This window comes from Pseudogracilibacillus sp. SE30717A (assembly GCF_037071985.1).
Classification (GTDB): Bacteria; Bacillota; Bacilli; order Bacillales; family Amphibacillaceae; genus Pseudogracilibacillus.
Window position 1 is genome coordinate 117,834 of record NZ_JAXHDF010000005.1, and the last position, 18,912, is coordinate 136,745.

Annotated in this window: 20 protein-coding genes; 2 read left to right on the forward strand and 18 right to left on the reverse strand. The window is 34.9% G+C overall.

Annotated features, from left to right (window positions below; translation table 11 throughout):
* Window positions 1–47 precede the first annotated feature (47 nt).
* Window positions 48–242 carry a helix-turn-helix domain-containing protein gene (locus SPD48_RS09320; RefSeq protein WP_336258076.1) on the forward strand — a complete coding sequence of 65 codons (195 nt, stop codon included), beginning with the start codon at window positions 48–50 and terminating at the stop codon, window positions 240–242.
* A gap of 123 nt (window positions 243–365) precedes the next feature.
* On the opposite strand, the gene SPD48_RS09325 is transcribed toward SPD48_RS09320, so the two are convergent.
* From SPD48_RS09325 to SPD48_RS09370, 10 genes are all read right to left on the reverse strand, one after another.
* Window positions 366–848: a SprT-like domain-containing protein gene (locus SPD48_RS09325; RefSeq protein WP_336257822.1), complete on the reverse strand. Its 483-nt coding sequence runs from the start codon at window positions 846–848 to the stop codon at window positions 366–368.
* A 76-nt stretch (window positions 849–924) separates the two neighbouring features.
* Window positions 925–1,365 (reverse strand): acyl-CoA thioesterase, encoded by a 441-nt coding sequence (locus tag SPD48_RS09330; protein WP_336257823.1) that lies wholly within the window; start codon window positions 1,363–1,365, stop codon window positions 925–927.
* Window positions 1,366–1,379: 14 nt separating this feature from the next.
* Window positions 1,380–1,730 (reverse strand): SCP2 sterol-binding domain-containing protein, encoded by a 351-nt coding sequence (locus SPD48_RS09335; RefSeq protein ID WP_336257824.1) that lies wholly within the window; start codon window positions 1,728–1,730, stop codon window positions 1,380–1,382.
* Window positions 1,731–1,869: 139 nt separating this feature from the next.
* Window positions 1,870–2,634 (reverse strand): succinate dehydrogenase iron-sulfur subunit, encoded by a 765-nt coding sequence (sdhB, locus tag SPD48_RS09340; RefSeq protein WP_336257825.1) that lies wholly within the window; start codon window positions 2,632–2,634, stop codon window positions 1,870–1,872.
* A complete protein-coding gene (gene sdhA, locus SPD48_RS09345) occupies window positions 2,634–4,400 on the reverse strand; it encodes a succinate dehydrogenase flavoprotein subunit (protein WP_336257826.1) in 1,767 nt (588 codons plus the stop codon). The genes sdhB and sdhA overlap by 1 nt, the downstream gene beginning before the upstream one ends.
* 25 nt (window positions 4,401–4,425) lie before the next feature.
* A complete protein-coding gene (locus SPD48_RS09350) occupies window positions 4,426–5,046 on the reverse strand; it encodes a succinate dehydrogenase cytochrome b558 subunit (protein ID WP_336257827.1) in 621 nt (206 codons plus the stop codon).
* Window positions 5,047–5,727: 681 nt separating this feature from the next.
* Window positions 5,728–5,922: a hypothetical protein gene (locus SPD48_RS09355; protein ID WP_336257828.1), complete on the reverse strand. Its 195-nt coding sequence runs from the start codon at window positions 5,920–5,922 to the stop codon at window positions 5,728–5,730.
* 685 nt (window positions 5,923–6,607) lie between these two features.
* A complete protein-coding gene (locus tag SPD48_RS09360) occupies window positions 6,608–6,772 on the reverse strand; it encodes a YolD-like family protein (protein WP_336257829.1) in 165 nt (54 codons plus the stop codon).
* An 8-nt stretch (window positions 6,773–6,780) separates the two neighbouring features.
* Complete coding sequence (locus SPD48_RS09365; protein WP_336257830.1) at window positions 6,781–7,278, reverse strand: AAA family ATPase; 498 nt, start codon at window positions 7,276–7,278, stop codon at window positions 6,781–6,783.
* 121 nt (window positions 7,279–7,399) lie between these two features.
* Window positions 7,400–7,819, reverse strand: coding sequence for a cytidine deaminase (locus tag SPD48_RS09370; protein WP_336257831.1), 420 nt, complete (start codon window positions 7,817–7,819; stop codon window positions 7,400–7,402).
* 251 nt (window positions 7,820–8,070) lie between these two features.
* Between SPD48_RS09370 and SPD48_RS09375 the strand changes: the two genes are divergently transcribed.
* Window positions 8,071–8,502 carry a DUF2507 domain-containing protein gene (locus tag SPD48_RS09375; protein WP_336257832.1) on the forward strand — a complete coding sequence of 144 codons (432 nt, stop codon included), beginning with the start codon at window positions 8,071–8,073 and terminating at the stop codon, window positions 8,500–8,502.
* A gap of 136 nt (window positions 8,503–8,638) precedes the next feature.
* Here SPD48_RS09375 and uvrC read toward each other — a convergent pair whose 3' ends face one another.
* From uvrC to SPD48_RS09415, 8 genes are all read right to left on the reverse strand, one after another.
* Window positions 8,639–10,420: an excinuclease ABC subunit UvrC gene (gene uvrC / locus SPD48_RS09380; RefSeq protein WP_336257833.1), complete on the reverse strand. Its 1,782-nt coding sequence runs from the start codon at window positions 10,418–10,420 to the stop codon at window positions 8,639–8,641.
* Window positions 10,421–10,505: 85 nt separating this feature from the next.
* The gene (gene trxA / locus SPD48_RS09385) at window positions 10,506–10,820 is read right to left on the reverse strand and encodes a thioredoxin (protein WP_336257834.1); all 315 of its coding nucleotides are present in this window, start codon (window positions 10,818–10,820) and stop codon (window positions 10,506–10,508) included.
* A 242-nt stretch (window positions 10,821–11,062) separates the two neighbouring features.
* On the reverse strand, window positions 11,063–12,040 hold the full coding sequence (locus SPD48_RS09390; protein ID WP_336257835.1) for an electron transfer flavoprotein subunit alpha/FixB family protein: 978 nt from the start codon (window positions 12,038–12,040) through the stop codon (window positions 11,063–11,065).
* Window positions 12,041–12,067: 27 nt separating this feature from the next.
* On the reverse strand, window positions 12,068–12,841 hold the full coding sequence (locus tag SPD48_RS09395) for an electron transfer flavoprotein subunit beta/FixA family protein (RefSeq protein WP_336257836.1): 774 nt from the start codon (window positions 12,839–12,841) through the stop codon (window positions 12,068–12,070).
* A 57-nt stretch (window positions 12,842–12,898) separates the two neighbouring features.
* A complete protein-coding gene (locus tag SPD48_RS09400) occupies window positions 12,899–13,672 on the reverse strand; it encodes an enoyl-CoA hydratase (protein ID WP_336257837.1) in 774 nt (257 codons plus the stop codon).
* Between the two features lie 33 nt (window positions 13,673–13,705).
* Window positions 13,706–14,293 carry a TetR/AcrR family transcriptional regulator gene (locus tag SPD48_RS09405; protein WP_336257838.1) on the reverse strand — a complete coding sequence of 196 codons (588 nt, stop codon included), beginning with the start codon at window positions 14,291–14,293 and terminating at the stop codon, window positions 13,706–13,708.
* A gap of 186 nt (window positions 14,294–14,479) precedes the next feature.
* Window positions 14,480–16,177, reverse strand: coding sequence for a long-chain-fatty-acid--CoA ligase (locus tag SPD48_RS09410; RefSeq protein WP_336257839.1), 1,698 nt, complete (start codon window positions 16,175–16,177; stop codon window positions 14,480–14,482).
* 381 nt (window positions 16,178–16,558) lie between these two features.
* Window positions 16,559–18,910: an endonuclease MutS2 gene (locus SPD48_RS09415; protein ID WP_336257840.1), complete on the reverse strand. Its 2,352-nt coding sequence runs from the start codon at window positions 18,908–18,910 to the stop codon at window positions 16,559–16,561.
* Window positions 18,911–18,912 lie beyond the last annotated feature (2 nt).

Here is an 18,912-nt window from a genome sequence, read left to right on the forward strand (position 1 = left end):
AGGAGGGGTACCATTTGAACAACTCAAACGAATACAAGCAAAACAAAATATTAACGAAGAGGGAAAAAGAAGTATTCGAGATACTAGTTCAGGATAAAACAACAAAGGAAATAGCAGCCGAATTATTCATCTCCGAAAAAACAGTCCGCAACCATATTTCCAACGCAATCCAAAAACTAGGTGTTAAAGGAAGATCCCAGGCAGTAATCGAACTTATTCGGATGGGAGAGTTAAAGTTATAAATTAAATTTCTTCTTTACTATTTGCTAGGACATATATTAATTGTTGTACTCCATACAGTATAAAAAACTGGTCACCAATGTGTGACCAGTTTTGTTTTGAATTCGTTAAAGTCCACTTAAAATTCAATTTGTGCCATCATATATTCGTTCACCAATGATAGTTAATTTAGCATTACAACAAGTGGTACGGTAACGATACGGAGTGCGGTTTAACTGCTTAATTCTAGTTTCATTCTCTTTTCCGCATGCATTACAAGTAAAAACATAATTTTTTCCGATCCTTGTCGATCGTGTACTCGGCGCATCATGTTTTTTCAATTCAGACTCAAAATAAGGGTGTCCATCAGTACTGGACTCCCCTTTTAAATGTAAAGCATAATGGATACATTCATGTTTTAATACACCAATTATTGCCTTATCTGTCCCATAATCTAATGTATTTCCTGCAATTTCAATACGTAACGGAGTTTTTTTATCAGAAGAGATAACAAACCTTCCTAATGTGGTACGAAGACGATTATTACGTAAAACTGGAACATTTAATTCTATATTATAATTTTTGGATAAAAATTCACTTGCGATTTTCTTAAGTTCTTCTTCTGACACTGTGTTCACCTCTACGTTGAAAACTCCTTTACATTATACCAGTGATCAGAGCATCTATGCCAGCAGAAGATTTTTCTTAGTTTACTAATACTGCTGTAGCTTCTTTTGGTAAAGGAGTCGGAGATCCTGTCTTTGGATCAACATTTACAATCCTTCCCCTTCCAGTTAGACAGACCGCCCCCGCTTCATTTATCGCCATATAATGGAAATCAAGTGACGTTTTTCCGATTGAGTTTGGCTTCACATACATTTTAATTTTTTCACCGAAATATATCTGCTGGTGATAATCACATTGTAGATCAGCAACAACAGGTACAGAGGTAGGGTTCTTCAAATCAGTAAAAAGGCCTTTTTCTTTCATATATTCCGTTCTTGCTTCTTCAAAATAAATAAAGGGAGAGACATTGTTTACATGACCGAACATATCTGTCTCCGAAAAACGAATGGATATCTCGATAAAAAAAGTGAATTCTTCTTTCCAACTTTTAAAATCTTCTATATACGAAATATGTTTCAATGTGTAAAACCTCCTTAAATATCAAATTTCTTTAATAAGTTTTCAAGTTTTAAAGCTAAACCGATATTCCCTTTTACTTTTAATCTACCAGTCATAAAAGCAGAAGCAGAGTTTAAATTCCCTTCTAATAGTTTTTTAAAGTTATCCACATTCATTAAAAGTGAACAGTCTGCTTCCTCAGATGAGGCATCTGGAATGACATCAACTTTTTGACCATCAAAAAATAATCCATAATTTCCGGTTTCTTTGCCGGTTATATGAAAAACATATTTAGCAGTCATCTCCTCGATTAGTTCAGGCTTTTCATTTGCTCTTCTCTCAATTTCTTCCCAAATTTCGCTTAATGACATTGTTTGTATATTCATCTTTCCACCTCATTAAAATGAATGATTGTTCACCCATTATAATATGAAAGAGGTAAAAATGAAAGCGCAATTTTCTTTTAATAAATATAAAAGAACCCTCTTACCGAAATATCGATAAAAGGGTTGCTTATTTAAAGAATTAATGTGCGTTGTCACTACCAAAAAAGTTTTTAAATGATTGCACGACTGTTGCACGGTTCATTGCAGCGATAGAAGTTGTTAAAGGAATTCCTTTTGGACAAACCTCCACACAGTTTTGTGCGTTTCCACAGCCTTGAATTCCTCCGTCTTGCATTAAACCATCTAAACGTTCACTCTTATTCATTTCACCTGTTGGGTGAGCATTAAAGAGTCTAGCTTGTGATAAAGCAGCAGGTCCAATAAAGTTTGATTTAGCATTTACGTTTGGACATGCTTCTAAACAAACACCACAAGTCATACATTTAGATAATTCATATGCCCACTGACGTTTTTTCTCCGGCATACGAGGTCCAGGACCAAGATCATACGTACCATCGATTGGGATCCAAGCTTTAATCTGTTTTAATGCGTCAAACATACGCTCACGATCGATGATTAAATCACGTACAACAGGAAATGTATCCATCGGCGCTAAACGGATCGGCTGTTCTAATTTATCAACTAAAGCAGCACATGATTGACGAGCCGTACCATTGATTACCATCGAACAAGCACCACAAACTTCTTCCAAGCAGTTCATGTCCCAATGAACTGGAGTTGTCTTTTCTCCTTTAGCATTAACTGGATTCTTTTGAATTTCCATTAATCCAGAAATGACGTTCATGTTCTTACGGTAAGGTACATTAAACGTTTCTTCATAAGGAGCGGAGTCAGGGCTGTCTTGTCTTGTGATGATAAAGGTAACTGTTTTTTGTTCAGCCATTATTTTTTACTCCCTTCACTTTTTTTAGAATAGTCACGTTTTCTTGGCGGGATTAATGAAACATCTATATCCTCATATGAGATTACTGGCTCATCATTTTGAGCATCAAATGTAGCAATTGTCGTTTTTAAGAAATTATCGTCATCTCGCTCTGGAAATTCTGGCTTGTAGTGAGCTCCACGACTTTCATCACGGTTCAATGCTCCTAGTGTAATTACACGAGCGAGTTCAATCATATTTCTTAGTTGGCGTGTAAACATGACACCTTGGTTACTCCACTGAGAAGTATCAGTTACATTAATATTTTCCCAACGCTCTAGTAATTCTTGAAGTTTTTCATCTGTTTTTTCTAGACGAGCATTTTCTCGAACGACTGTTACGTTATCAGTCATCCACTCACCAAGCTCTTGGTGTAATTGATAAGCGTTTTCTGTTCCATCCATTTTAAGGAGAGCTTCAAACTTCTCTTGCTCTTCTTTTTCACGGGCTTCAAATAATTCAGGACCCATGTCTGTGACATGCGTATCTAATCCATCGATATATTCGATTGCTTTCGGGCCAGCTACCATACCACCAAAAATCGCAGAAAGTAAAGAGTTCGCACCAAGTCTATTTGCACCGTGTTGTGAGTAATCACACTCACCACAAGCAAATATTCCAGGAATATTAGTCATCTGATCATAATCTACCCATAGACCACCCATTGAATAGTGAACAGCTGGGAATATTTTCATTGGAACTTTACGTGGATCTTCTCCAACAAACTTTTCATAGATTTCAATGATTCCACCTAATTTAATATCAAGTTCCTTAGGATCTTTATGGGAAAGATCTAAATAAACCATGTTCTCTCCATTAATCCCTAATTTTTGGTTCACACAAACATCAAAAATTTCACGTGTTGCAATATCACGCGGAACTAAGTTTCCATAAGCAGGATATTTCTCCTCTAAGAAATACCAAGGCTCACCATTTTTATAAGTCCATACACGGCCACCTTCACCACGCGCTGATTCACTCATTAGACGTAATTTATCGTCGCCCGGGATAGCAGTCGGGTGAATTTGGATAAACTCTCCATTAGCATATTTTGCACCTTGCTGGTACAAGATACTTGCAGCAGATCCTGTATTGATAATCGAGTTCGTCGATTTACCAAAAATAATACCAGGTCCACCTGTAGCTAAGATAGTAGCATCAGATGGGAAAGATTTTATTTCATGACTCTTAATGTTCTGAGCAACAATTCCTCTTCCTACACCTTCTTCGTCAATGACAGCTCCGAGGAATTCCCATCCTTCATATTTTGTAACAAGCCCTTCCACTTCATATCGGCGAACTTGCTCATCTAATGCATATAATAACTGTTGCCCTGTTGTTGCCCCCGCATATGCTGTTCTATGGTGTTGCGTACCTCCGAAACGTCTAAAGTCTAATAAACCTTCTGGAGTACGGTTAAACATAACCCCCATACGATCGAGCATATGAATAATACTTGGCGCTGCGTCACACATTGCTTTTACAGGAGGTTGGTTTGCTAAGAAATCTCCTCCATATACCGTATCATCAAAGTGTATGTCCGGAGAATCTCCTTCTCCTTTCGTATTTACCGCACCATTAATTCCACCTTGGGCACAAACAGAGTGAGAGCGTTTAACTGGTACGATTGAAAACAAATCTACTTGAACGCCAGCTTCAGCAGCTTTGATCGTTGCCATTAATCCAGCAAGACCGCCACCTACTATTGCGATTTTACGGTTACTCATTGATTTACTCCCTCCTCTAATGGATTTATGCTCCTAAACCAAATTGAATAATTGTTCTAATACCGATATAAGAAACTATAAAGAAAATAGCGATAGTTGCATATGTAACAATTTGTTGAGATCGTGGAGATTGTGCAATTCCCCATGAAACTAAGAAACCCCATAATCCATTCGCTAAATGGAATACGACAGCGATAATGGAAATGATATAGAACCAGAAATAGAATGGTTGAGTTAAGATTCCTTCCATTAATTCATAGTTCACTTCAGCAGTCCCTAATGCAACTTGAATTCGTGTTTGCCATACATGCCATGCAATAAAAATAAGTGTAATAACACCTGTTATACGCTGTAATAAGAACATCCAATTACGGAAAAAACCGTATTTCCTTGGATTATTACGAGCTGTAAAAACAATGTAAACCCCTAAGATGGCATGAAACAAAATAGGTAAATAAATAATAAAAATCTCCAATACTAGTACGAATGGAAGTGAACCCATAAATCCAGCAGCCTTATTAAAGCTCTCTTCTCCATAAACAACAAAATGGTTCACAATTAAGTGTTGTACAACAAAGATACCAATTGGAACAACACCTAAAAGTGAATGCAGTCTTCGGTAAAAATATTCTCGATGATCCACCATGTGTTACTCCCTCCTTAACTAAATTTATATTAATTTTTTTTAAAAAAATTGCACAACAAGTTAATAAGTAATTTATCAAAATCACTTAGATAATAAATGTCTTCTATTTTTGCTTAATATGTTGTTGTAAAGAATTTAATTATCTAACTTAAAATAATATTGACAAATCATTGAACGAGTCTTCTTTATTGTACTTCTTACAATAAAATGCGTCAAGAAAAGGGGTATCATATTGAATGATCACAGTTAATAAATTAACACTTATATCTCATTATTACTACATTTTAATCCTGAATATTAACATGATATTTAATCTACTGAACTTAAAAAAATGTAAAGAATAACTTAGACCATGAAATAATATTGGTAGGATAAGAATTAAAGGTAGTTTTCTATTTTGTTTTGCAAGTGAAACATTAAAATGAATTAAATTGAGGCTGTTTTTGAGGCTAAAACAATACGTGGATAAGTGTAAGTAAATTTAAGATCGCTTCTACAGTGATCTCTTTTATAAAAAAATATGGGTGTAAAAACATATTTATCGTATGTACAAGATCTAATTAACTGAATAAAGAGCTCGCTATTTATAAATCGATTTATCGCTCAGTTTTATTTATAAGCAAGTAGTGTCGAATAATGAAAAGCCCCTCATAATTTGAGGGGCTTAGTTTTTACCAATCCTTATATCTCTCTACATCTACATCTGAAACGATCTCTGTCGCGGTCTCTGTCACGGTCTCTGTCACGATCCCAGTCATCATCCCAGTCATCATCCCATCCGCGACGTCTTACTCTACGACATTCACAAATTAGCCTAATACGTCTCCGTCTACGATCTTCCTCTCCACCAATAAAATCATCTCTAAAACACATCACTGAAAACCCCCAAAAAATTATTAAAGCCGGCCGACTTCAATAATAATATATGGAAACATTTTAATTTTGATTGGACAAACTTTCTCGTTCAAACAAACATTTTACTTCACTTATTTAATTTCCTTTCGATTTCAGCACAACTTGTAACTTCTTACGTGTACTAGGGCCATACATCCCATCGAGATTAATGCTGCCACCGAAAAAAGAGCTCCCCGCTATACTTGCACCACTAAAATGATTACGATTCCTGAACAAGCCCTAAAAGTGATGTTCGATCGTGTTTATGCACACTCATTCAATAAAAGATACATCAATCTTTTAAGTTATCTAAAATAATCATCATAAATTTTAATCTACTAAACTCAACTAAATGCAAAAAATAACATTGATTTTTTAATAACATTAATAGTGCAAGTGTTTATACTAAAATGATTTTTTTAAAGTTTGCAAGTTAATGCTCTAAAAAGAACGTATTTGGGGCTACTTTTGGGGCTAATAATAATACGTGGGTAGACGTTAGATTAATATGACCAAATTGTTTTTTTTGTAAATAAAGACCATCGTTTAAACGATGGGTTTATTCAATATCTACTATTATATTGGCACTAATCTTTAATTCCTTATATCTCAATTGAAAAGTAATCATCTTTGTATCTACATTCGCACTTTGTATAATCCCCGTAAACTACTTACAGTTTCCATGCTGATATGTGGAAATAGTGACTTCACTTTTGAATTCTAATGCTTCTCCTAATTTTTCAGCAATTTCAATCATCCTGTCTTCTGACGTATCAGGCTTATTATTTACCGCTTTTTTCTTACTCTTAGATGGCTTTGGTACAGCTAACATATCACTTGTTATTCTTTTCCACTAAACTCTACAATATTTAACCCCTCGGATGCTTCTGGTACTTCAAAAAAATTAGTAACATGAGTAAACACCGCTTCCGTGTCAAAATCTGCTCTTTCGGGTTGTTCGTTATGCCTTTGTGCAATTTGACGTAAGCATTGCTCATTACTTAAATTAAGGAAAATTAGTTGATGGCTTGCATTGACATCTAACACTATGTCCAAAAACCACTTTCGCTGCTTTTGAGTGTTAGCTGGAAAATCCATTACTACATCTGTACCAACACTTAATATATTTTGGACATGTTTTTTCACCAGCGGCTTGATCTGCGTCGAAAATTTTAGATAGTCATCAAATGATCCGATTTGATTGGGATAAAGAGATGAAAGCCATTCATCCTCAGATATTAGTACAGCATGTTTATCTATTGCCATTTGTTTTGATTTAGTTGATTTTCCTGCGCCCATTTTCCCGCAGAAAAAGTATAGCGTCCCCAATTGTTTCATATTTTTTAAACCTCCAAGTTTATTTTAGTGGTTGTTGCCACACCCGGTAAAACATGTTATTTAACAAAACGGTTCTATAGTTACACATATTTATAAAGCAATCGCGCCCGTTTATGCAGTTTTACTCATTAAATAAATTTTCATTTGGATAAGCAGCAGTCCAATGATAAGGCTGTGTCTCTGATAAAGTTTTAAAAACTAAATCTTTTCCTGGTACAGTAACTGCTACCTTTACATTTGGCCCCCAATAAATTAATCTTTCCTGACATACTCCACACGGCGACAATACCTTAAAATCCGAATATTCATCGTCTCGTACTACGCATATTGAATGGGTTACTCTTTTATCAAGTTTATGGGCTTCTAGAATTGCTCCTGTTTCAATACAAAGTTCCGTAGCAGCAACAATAACTTCGGGTGCTATGCTTGTCAAAATTGTACCATCCTCTAATGCCATTGCTGCTGCACCACCCCAGTTAGAAGGATATCTTTCTTTAATCAATTCAACTGCCGAATCATATAATCGTTTTTCTATGTCCATTGTTATTCTCCTCGTAAATAATAATTAATATAATTTCTGTATAACACACTGATTGTTCAACAGTCTGGCCCGTTTGTGGAATACATATATTTTCAATAATCAAATTTATATTGCCAGTATAGCATTTAAAATAGCCAAACTGATTCATCAATCTTTTAAGTTATCTAAAATAATCATCATAATTTTTAATCTACTAAACTATGATATAATAAACACGTTAATTGTAAATTTTTAAGCAAAGGATGACTTAGATGGGCAAAAAATCAATCTCGCTCACTATGCTGGATGAATTTGATTCAGAAACGGTTGGACAAGATGTCCTTAGATATGTAAGTCTACCTAATATTTTAGGACATGAAAAGGAAACTCTATTATATTTTATTGGAAGAACGCTTGCTCGGGAAATTGAAATGAATAGTCTTGATGATTTGATCTACTTATTCCAGAAATTCCGTTGGGGTAATTTGGAGTTAATTAAAGATAAAAAGGATCAAATGCTATTTCACTTAATGGCAGACGAGGTTGTCAAAAGACTACAATCTCAGTTTGAAACTGAATTTAGAATGGAGGCTGGATTTATTGCTGAAGCGGTTCAACGATTAACTGGCAGGCCTACAGAATGTACAGAATCAATTAACGAGAGGTTATATCGGATCCAATTCAAGCTGTTTTTTACTGATTAATAGACTTTGTACCAGCCGTTCAAGAACTATAAGATCTTTCTACTTAGAAAGAATTGATTAGAAATTATATTTTTTTACATAAAGTTAAATTATATTTAGTTAAATTTATCCCTAGAAAAAACTAGGGATAAATTTTTTACTTAGGATCATTATTCAAGGTTTGGATAATACTTTCCGCTACATTTGTCGGGATTCCTAATTTAGTTATTTCGTCAATTGTAGCTTCTTTTATGGCTTGAATTGATTTAAAATGAGTCAATAAAAGATTTCTACGTTTTGCCCCGACTCCTGGAATCTTATCTAATTCAGACTGGATGACTCCTTTTCCTCTTAATTGCCTATGAAAAGTAATAGCAAAGCGGTGAACTTCTTCTTGAATCCGTTGAACTAAGTAAAACTCATTTGATCTTCTTTCAAGAGGAACTACTACCGGAGGTTCACCATAAAGTAACTCGCCAGTTTTATGTCGTTCATCTTTGACTAAACCACATAAAGGTACAGATAGTCCTAATTCATTTTCAAGTACATCGCGAGCTGCCGACATTTGACCTTTTCCACCATCCACTATTATTAAATCTGGTAAAGGGAGATTTTCCGTGAGCACACGCTTGTATCTTCGTCGCATTACTTCCCGCATCGTTTCATAATCATCTGGACCTTCAACATGCCTTATTTTATATTTTCTATATTCATTTTTATTTGCTTTTCCATCAATAAAAACGACCATCGCTGAAACAGGATCCGTACCTTGAATATTCGAATTATCAAATGCTTCGATTCGGCGGGGCATTTCAATGTTTAACATATCACCAAGACGTTCTACGGATTTAATTGTCCGTTCTTCATCCAGTTCAATTAATGAAAATCGTTCTTCTAATGCTATTTTTGCGTTTTTAGTTGCTAACTCAACTAATTCTTTCTTCTGTCCTCTGTATGGAGTATGTACATCCACTTCTAATAGATCTTTTAATAATGAAGCATCTGTACCGATAGGAACAAGAATTTGTTTCGGTTTTAAATTTTTATGATTTATATAGAACTGTCCGATAAAACTAATGAAAGCATCTTTTGCCTCTGTATAAAAAGGGAAAATTGAAACATCACGTTCTAGTAATTTACCTTGGCGTATAAAGAAAACTTGAATACACATCCAGCCTTTATTGTAACTGTAACCAAAAATATCAATATTTACTTTTTCATTTAACGTAACTTTCTGTTGTTCCATTACTGCTTCAATATGATTGATTTGGTCTCTTAATTCTTGCGCTCTTTCAAACTTAAGTTGCTCACTAGCATCCAACATTTTCTCGTATAAATCATTTTTAATATCTTTATATCCACCATGTAGAAAACGGCTAATTTCTTGAACAATGTCGTCATATGTTTCTTTTGGGACAGTTTCTTCGCTACATGCTAAACATTGCCCCATATGATAATATAAGCAATACCTTCCAGGGGGATTATTACATTTACGAAGTGGATAAAGGCGATCTAACAACTTTTTTGTTTCTCGTGCAGCAATTACATTGGTATATGGACCAAAATATTTCCCGCCGTCTTTTCTTAATTTACGTGTAATAAGTAATTGAGGATGGCGTTCATTCGTTATCTTTAAATAAGGATAACTTTTGTCATCTTTAAGCATGACGTTATACTTAGGATCATACTTCTTAATTAAATTCATCTCTAAAATAAGTGCATCGATCTCTGAGGAAGTTACTATATATTCAAAATCAACAATCTCTATTACAAGCCTTTGTGTCTTCTCATCGTTAGAACCGTGGAAATAAGAACGGACTCGATTTCTAAGCAGTTTTGACTTTCCTACATAGATAACTGTTCCATGTTTATCTTTCATTAAGTAACATCCAGGTTTTGCAGGTAACACTTTTAATTTTTCCTCTATTGTAGTATCCATCGATATCCCCCTCTCAAAAGAACTCGATAACCAAAGATAATCCCTTGCTTCTGTTTAGTAGCAAGGGATTATCTTCAAAATTTTATTACGCATGCTTGTTAACTAATTCAGCTAATGCCTCTTTTGGTTGGAATCCGACTACTTGATCAACAACATTACCATCTTTTAGAAGTAAAAGTGTCGGAATACTCATAACACCGTATTTTCCAGCTGTTTCTTGGTTATCATCTACGTTCAATTTAACAATTTTAACTTTATCGCCCATATCACCGTCAAGCTCTTCAAGCACAGGAGCAATCATTTTACACGGACCACACCATGGCGCCCAAAAATCGACAAGTACTAATCCTTCTGCTGTTTCTTGTCCGAAATTTTGATCATTAACATCTGCAATTGCCATTTTTAAAACTCCTCCATTCAATCTTGGTTGATTCTGAATTTGATTATATCATCACTAGTTTTACCTTGCTAGTAGTTTGCTTATACGCAATGAATTTAATCAAACCTAACTACGTCATGTATAACAGGTATCCAGTACATGCCCATTCTTCCCAGTATGAATACCTAAAATATCATCTTTTACCATTCAAGTACGATTATGAAAAAAATCTGACCCAAGATAGTCAGATTTTTTTTGATAATTTATGACTTTTGTAGCTGCTTTAATTCTTCCGTAAGCATTGGAATGACTTCAAATAAGTCCCCGACAATCCCGTAATCAGCAATATTAAATATATTCGCTTCAGGATCCTTGTTAATTGCTACGATCACTTTTGAGTTAGACATTCCAGCTAAATGTTGAATCGCACCGGAAATCCCTACTGCAATATATAAATCTGGTGTAATTACTTTCCCTGTTTGGCCGATCTGTAAAGAGTAATCACAATATTCTGCGTCACAAGCACCTCTAGAAGCACCTACTGCTCCACCTAATACATCAGCTAATTCATAAAGAGGCTTAAAGCCTTCTTCACTTTTAACTCCTCTTCCACCAGCTACAACAACACTTGCCTCTGACATATCGACACCTTCAGATTGCTTTCTAATTACTTCTTTAATAATCGTCCGTAAATCTTTTACATCTATACTTTTGACTTCTATTTCACCAGTTCTAGATTCGTCCCTCTCAAGACTTGCAATATTATTAGGACGAATGGTTGCAAAAATAATTCCCTCTTTTATTACTTTTTTCTCAAATGCTTTACCCGAATAGATAGGTCTCGTAAATACAACTTGGTCATCGTCATTTTCCACTTCTGTTGCATCCGAGATTAATCCTAATTCTAATCGTCCAGCTATTTTTGGTGTTAAATCTTTTCCGATAGCAGTATGACCCATAACTATGCCGTCAGGTGATTCTTCTTCAATAATCTCCATGACCACTTGTCCAAAGCTCTCGGAAGTATAATTTTTCAAATTTTCATGTTGTACGGTAATTACTCGATCCGCACCATAATAAATCATTTCTTGGGCTTGTTTATCTAAATCTAAATCACTTAAAATCAATGCAACAACTTCCGCACTTTCATTTATTTTCCTTGCTGCTGCTATAGATTCAAAACTCACATTTCGTAAGGCACCATCTCTGGACTCGCCAATAACTAATATTTTGTCGCTCATCATTATTTCTCCTTTCCTTTTAAAAGTTTACAGAACTTTTGCTTCGTTCTTTAATAAAGACACTAATTCTTTTACTTGGTCCTCTAAATCGCCTTCTAAAATTCTTCCTGCTTGTTTTTCTGGCGGCAAGAATATATCAATTGTCTCTGTTTTTGGCTCTAGATCATCTTCATCTAAATCTAGATCATCAATCTCCAATTCTTCTAATGGTTTTTTCTTCGCTTTCATAATCCCAGGTAAAGACGGATATCTAGGTTCATTTAAACCTTGTTGACATGTAACTAGAAGCGGTAAATTTACGTCAATTTTTTCAACATCGCCTTCGATATCTTTTTCGATATGGGCTGTTTCTCCGTCAATTTCTAATCCAACAATGGTTGTTACATAAGGTATGTTAAGTCTTTCAGCAAGACGAGGACCTACTTGACCACTTGCTTCATCGATTGCTACATTTCCTGCTAAGATTAAGTCTACATCTTTGTCCTCAAAAAATGTTTCCAAAATTTTAACCGTAGTAAATTGATCTCCCTCTTCCAGATCATCTTCCGTATTAATTAATACTGCTTTGTCAGCCCCCATCGCAAGAGCTGTTCTCAATTGTTTTTCCGAATCTTCGTCACCAATTGTAACTACTGTTACTTCGCCACCATGTGCGTCTCTTTGTACGATCGCTTCCTCAATTGCGTACTCATCATACGGATTTATGATATATTCTGCACTTTCATCTTCAATTTCTCCATCTGTTACGACTATTTTATCTTCCGTATCAAATGTCTTTTTTAATAATACGTAAATATTCACTCTTAGTTCCTCCCTATCCAAAATAATGATTATTTTCCGTTATTCATGTAAAACCATCTATTTGTCTTTGAAATGAGGTTGACGTTTTTCCATAAACGCCTGTATACCTTCCGTTGCATCATCGTTACCGAAAATTTCTCCAAATGCTTTGGCTTCCGCTTCAATACCTTCATCAAATGTTGATACTTTCGCATAAGGAATTAATTCCATTACTCTAGTTACAGTCGGTTTACTTTTCGATGCAATTTTTTTAGCTAAGTTCTTTGCTTCTATAAATATATCTTCCTCATTAACAGCATAATTAGCTAAACCAATTCTTGCCGCTTCCTCCCCTTCGATTGTATCCCCTGTAAGTATCATTTCATACGCTTTTGGACTTCCAACAAATTGTGGTAGACGTTGCGTTCCAGCAAAGCCTGGAATGATACCTAATGTAAGTTCAGGTAACCCTAATTTTGCTGTTTTAGTTACAATGCGGATATGGCAAGCCATGGCTAATTCTAAACCACCACCTAAAGATGCACCGTGAATTGCTGCAATGATTGGTATAGAAAAACGCTCCATTCGGTTAAATAAATGTTGACCTACTTTTGCTAGTGATTCATAATCTGACGCTTGTTGTAAAGAAGTAAATTCCTTAATATCGGCTCCTGCTGAGAAAAATCTGCCTTCCCCTTTTAAAATCACTGCTTTAACAGATGTATTAGATTCTACATCATCTAGTTTTGCTTCCAGGTCCTTTAATAATGTTGTAGAAAGCGCGTTTGCAGGTGGACTTTGGATTGTTATAGTGGCTATCTGTTCTTCTATTTCAAGAGATAACGTACTCACCTTACTCCTCCTTTATATTTAAGAATAGAATTACTATTCAAGATCAACAAAGAATCCTTCCGTCAACAATTTGTGTACTTCTTCTGCTTGGTCGATTAACTCATATCTCTGAGACTTCATCACCCACGTAGTAACCGTTTCATCAAGTGTACCAAAAATCATTTGTCTCATTAATTGCGGATTAATATCATTACGAATTTCCTTTTCTTCAATTCCTTGATGGATTATTTCATCAATTACTTCTAAATAAGATTTCAAAACTTTATTAATTTCATAGCGTAATTCAGATTTTGACTGTCTTAGTTCTAATTGAGTCACTATCGCCAAATGTGGTGATTCTGACAGTTGCTTATAATGCATTTGAATTAATGTTAGCAATTTCTCACTTGCAGACTTTTGTTTATTAATTGCGGTTACTGCTTTCTCAATAAAATGTCCCATTTTTTCATTAAAAACTGATATGAGTATATCTTCTTTGTTTTTAAAATATAAATAAATTGTTCCATCAGCAACATTTGCCTTTTTTGCAATTTTAGAAACTTGAGAGGCATGATATCCATTTTCGGCAATAACTTCAACCGCAGCTTCGATGATTTGTTTATATTTCGGTCTATCTTTCAATAGGCTCCCCTCACTTTTTTATCAAAAAATAACTTATGAATGATTGGTCATTCATAAGTTATTTTAGCGTTTTCATTTTATTTTGTCAATAAAGATATGTTATTGAATGAAAACGCATTGATCATTTTACTCCCTTACATATCAACTAATTATATCTGTCTTCATCCATTGCTGTATTAGTAATCCTTAATTGACCTGTTTTTCTTCTTTTTTAGCTTCAATTGATTCTTCAATTAGCTGTCTTTTTAATACTTTTCCTATAATTGTCTTTGGTAATTCTTCTCTAAATTCATAAATCCGCGGTACTTTATAAGGAGCTAAATGTTTACGACAATAACGATTTAATTGCTGTTCATCTAACTTTTCTCCTTTTTTAGGAACGATTACTGCTTTTACTGTTTCGCCTCTGTATGTATCTGGTATGCCTATTACTGCAGCTTCTTGAATTCCTGTATGCTCAAATAAAACTTCTTCAACTTCACGAGGGTAAATATTTAACCCGCCTGCAATAATCATATCAGATTTACGGTCTGTTACATAGAAATAACCCTGTTCATCCATTCGTCCCATATCTCCAGTTAATAACCAGCCATCTTTTATTACCTTATTAGTATCTTCCTCTCTGTTCCAATACCCTTTCATCACCTGTGGACCTTTAACAGCAATCTCACCAACTTCACCAACCGGAAGTTCTTCCGTAGTACCTTCATTAACGATCATTGCATCCGTATCTGGCCAAGGAACTCCAATGCTTCCATTAATTCGTTTATCCCAAATAAAATTTGCATGTGTTACTGGAGACGTTTCCGTTAATCCATATCCTTCAACGAGTCTTCCGCCGGTAATCTTCTCAAAACGTTGTTGAATTTCTAATGGCAAAGACGCAGATCCACTAATACATGCTTTAATAGAAGACAAATCATATTTCTCAAGGTTTGGATGATTTAATAATCCAATATAGATCGTAGGCGCTCCGGGAAACAATGTCGGTTTTAATTTTTGTATCGTTTTCAACACTTCTTCCGCATCAAATTTTGGCAATAATATCATCTTTGCACCATACATAATGGATAGGTTCATTACTGTTGTCATCCCGTATACATGGAAAAATGGTAATACTCCTAAAACTACCTCTCTATTTTCTTCTAATTTATACATCCAAGCATTACACATTTGCACATTTGATACTAAATTATAGTGGGTCAACATAACTCCTTTAGGCTTACCAGTTGTTCCACCCGTATATTGTAATAAGGCTAAATCTTCTTTAGGATCAATGTCAATTTTTTTATAATTATCGGAAGCGCTTTCAAAAATATTTTTCCACCCATGTGTATCTTCTGATTCTTCTACCTTAACTACCATATTGTACTGGCGTTTTTGAATAAATGGATAAATGAGATTCTTTGGAAAAGGTAAATAATCACTTACTTTTGTGACAATCGCATGCTTTAAATCCGTTTTTTTACGGATATTAGAAACTCTAGGCAATAAAATATCTAAACAAATAACAAATTTAGCACCAGAATCTTTTATTTGATACTCTAATTCTCTTTCAGTAAACAATGGATTCACTTGTACTACTACCCCGCCTGCCAACAGTGCACCATAATAGGTAATAACTGATTGTGGACAGTTCGGTAGCATACTAGCAACACGATCTCCTTTTTCTAATCCTTTTGACTGTAAAAAAGCAGCCATTTGTTTTGTTCTTGTTAGCAATTCACCAAATGAAATCTCTTTCCCCATAAAGTGAAGCGCTTTCTTTTCTTTGAAACGTTCTCCACTTTCTAATAAAAAACTGTACAGAGGTTTTTCATCATAGTGAATTGAGTTTGGAATTTCCTCTGGATAGTGTTGAAGCCATGGCTTTTGCTTATCCATATACATCCCCCTTATTAAATTTTTAAACATTGAATTTTAACTTAATCTCAAAGAGGCTGTCAAAAAAGACACTAAAGTAATAGATCAGAGACAACCTCCGAGAAAAATTGTCAAAATCATTTTGTTACTTACGCTAGTACCCAATAAGCAACACCTATAATTAAAAACACAACTGCTACCGAGATTAGTATTTTTGCTAGTTTATCTAGAACCATTGTTTTCCTCCGTTTTAAGAGAACGGTTAAAAGAATTTGGTGAGTTTCTCAAATTCTACCATATTATGAATGGTAATTCAATCACATAATGAATATCCGTTCAATTTAGTATAACTCACATAAAAATTACTAGTATTCATTGACAATAATAAAAATGAAGCTTTCTTTACGATAATTCAATAACCGTTACACCACTGCCCCCTTCATTCTCACCTCCAAGACGGTGACTTTTAATAAGGGGATGCGTTTTAATAAATTTCTCTACTCCTTTGCGTAGTGCACCGGTCCCTTTTCCATGAATAATCGTTACTCTCGGGTAACCTTGAACTAACGCATCATCTATATATTTTTCTAAATTGAGCATGGCATCTTCATACCGTTCACCCCGAAGATCTAATTCCGATTTTACACTTCCTCCACTAGAAGTGATCATATGAGATACAGGCCGGGAAGGTGCATCTTCTTTTTCCTTTTCGGCTTTTTTAACAAAAATTAGATCCTTTCGTTTAGCGGTAATCTTCATGTTACCGACTTGAATAACAAATTCTTGTTTATTCTTTTTTTCAATTATTGTACCAATTTGTTGCAATGTCTGATGCTTAATCTGATCTCCGACTTCCAATTCTTCTTTATCAGTCGTTTTTTCATTAATTTTCTCAGTCTTCAGTAGCGACGGTTGAGCTTCGTCTAACATTTTTCGCGCTTCAATCCATTCATGTTCTTTCCAAAGCGTTTTATCTTTCATTTGCCTTACTTCATCAACAATGATTTGAGCTTCTTCACGTGCCTTTTGTAATGCTTTTTCAGCTTTTTCTTCGGCTTGACGATAAAGATCTTTTTTAGCAGCTTCAAACTTTTTCCATTCTTTCACTAATTCTGAACGAAGCTCTTCACTTTCTTCTAATATGCGGTCCGCTTCTTCCAAATCTTTCTCCGCATCTTTTCTCGTGGTTTCCAGTGCAGCGATCATATTTTCAACATTTTTTGAATCGATGCCTAGATAACTTTTTGCTTCAGTTATTATTTCTTTTCTTAAACCTAGTCGATCTGAAATTTCAAAAGCATTACTTCTACCTGGAACTCCCATGAGTAATCTGTAGGTAGGACGCAATGTTTCCACATCAAATTCAACAGAAGCATTCATCACAGATTTACGATTATAACCATACGCTTTTAGCTCTGGATAGTGTGTTGTAGCCACAACGCGTGCTTCTCGGTCAATCACTTCATCAAGAATGGCCATCGCTAACGCGGCACCCTCTTGTGGATCAGTACCTGCTCCAAGTTCATCAAATAGAACAAGTGAATGTTCATCTATTTCTTCCATTATGTTTACTATATTCGTCATATGTGAAGAAAATGTACTTAAGTTTTGTTCTATCGACTGTTCATCACCAATATCGGCATATATTTTTTTAAATACCGCTAGTTTACATCCATCAAAAGCTGGAATCTGAAGCCCTGCCTGTGCCATTAGTGTACAAAGACCAATTGTCTTTAATGTAACAGTCTTACCTCCTGTGTTAGGCCCAGTAATGACGATAGCATGATACGTTTTCCCGATTGAAATATCACTTGCAACTACATTTTCTAAAGGAATTAATGGATGTCTCGCTTGCTTCATATCAATAATTCCATCTTCATTTAGCGTTGGTTTTGCTGCCTTCATTTTTACTGCGAGTCTTGCTCTAGCAAATATGAAATCAATATTTGCAATTGCTTCTATATTCTTTATTAAAGTCTCTTCATGTTCGGCAATTTCACTCGTTAGTTTTTGTAAGATAATTTCTATTTCTTGTTTTTCTTTTACTACTGCTTGCTGCAACTGATTATTTAATTCAATAATCGCACGTGGTTCCATAAAAAGAGTTTGCCCTGAAGAAGATTGATCATGAACGATTCCGCCAATAGCGCTGCGGTATTCATGTTTAACTGGTAACACATACCGGTTATTTCTAATTGTGACGATCGCATCTGAGAGCATTTTACTCTTTGTTCTAGTCAGTTGATGAAGTCTTTCGCGAATCCGAGATTCAAAGGTTCTAATTGTTTGGCGGATTGATTTTAATTTAGGTGAAGCATCATCTACTACTTGACCATGATCATCTATCTTTAATTTTATCTCTTTTTCTAAATGATGAAGCGGTGTAATATCAAGTACAATATCTTTTAATAAAGGTATGTTTTCTTCAAGCTTTTCAATAAATGTTTTAATGTTTCTACCAGCGTAAATCGTTTGTGCAATTTGCAAGCATTCCGTTGTATCTAATGTACTTCCAATTCGACTGCGCTTGAGACTATCGGTGATGTCGTACATTTGTGAAAAAGGTACTGTCTTATCTAATCTAAGAATATGAAGTGCTTCATCTGTTTCGTTTTGGAGATAGATTATATCATCCATTTCTGTATAAGGCTTTAGTTGACTTGCTAATTCTCTTCCCACAGATGTGGCCGTTTCTTCCATTAAAAGTGCAATTACTTTATTAAATTCCAACACATATAATGTTCGTTCGTTCATAA

Excerpts from the sequence above, each read along its gene's own strand:
- SPD48_RS09370 (WP_336257831.1), bottom strand. The coding sequence starts at position 7,819 with ATGGACATAGAAAAACGATTATATGATTCGGCAGTTGAATTGATTAAA.
- SPD48_RS09410 (WP_336257839.1), bottom strand. The coding sequence starts at position 16,177 with ATGGATAAGCAAAAGCCATGGCTTCAACACTATCCAGAGGAAATTCCA.
- SPD48_RS09415 (WP_336257840.1), bottom strand. The coding sequence starts at position 18,910 with ATGAACGAACGAACATTATATGTGTTGGAATTTAATAAAGTAATTGCA.
- SPD48_RS09390 (WP_336257835.1), bottom strand. The coding sequence starts at position 12,040 with ATGAGCGACAAAATATTAGTTATTGGCGAGTCCAGAGATGGTGCCTTA.
- SPD48_RS09360 (WP_336257829.1), bottom strand. The coding sequence starts at position 6,772 with ATGTTAGCTGTACCAAAGCCATCTAAGAGTAAGAAAAAAGCGGTAAAT.
- uvrC (WP_336257833.1), bottom strand. The coding sequence starts at position 10,420 with ATGGATACTACAATAGAGGAAAAATTAAAAGTGTTACCTGCAAAACCT.
- SPD48_RS09365 (WP_336257830.1), bottom strand. The coding sequence starts at position 7,278 with ATGAAACAATTGGGGACGCTATACTTTTTCTGCGGGAAAATGGGCGCA.
- sdhB (WP_336257825.1), bottom strand. The coding sequence starts at position 2,634 with ATGGCTGAACAAAAAACAGTTACCTTTATCATCACAAGACAAGACAGC.
- SPD48_RS09375 (WP_336257832.1), top strand. The coding sequence starts at position 8,071 with ATGGGCAAAAAATCAATCTCGCTCACTATGCTGGATGAATTTGATTCA.
- sdhA (WP_336257826.1), bottom strand. The coding sequence starts at position 4,400 with ATGAGTAACCGTAAAATCGCAATAGTAGGTGGCGGTCTTGCTGGATTA.
- trxA (WP_336257834.1), bottom strand. The coding sequence starts at position 10,820 with ATGGCAATTGCAGATGTTAATGATCAAAATTTCGGACAAGAAACAGCA.
- SPD48_RS09350 (WP_336257827.1), bottom strand. The coding sequence starts at position 5,046 with ATGGTGGATCATCGAGAATATTTTTACCGAAGACTGCATTCACTTTTA.
- SPD48_RS09335 (WP_336257824.1), bottom strand. The coding sequence starts at position 1,730 with ATGAATATACAAACAATGTCATTAAGCGAAATTTGGGAAGAAATTGAG.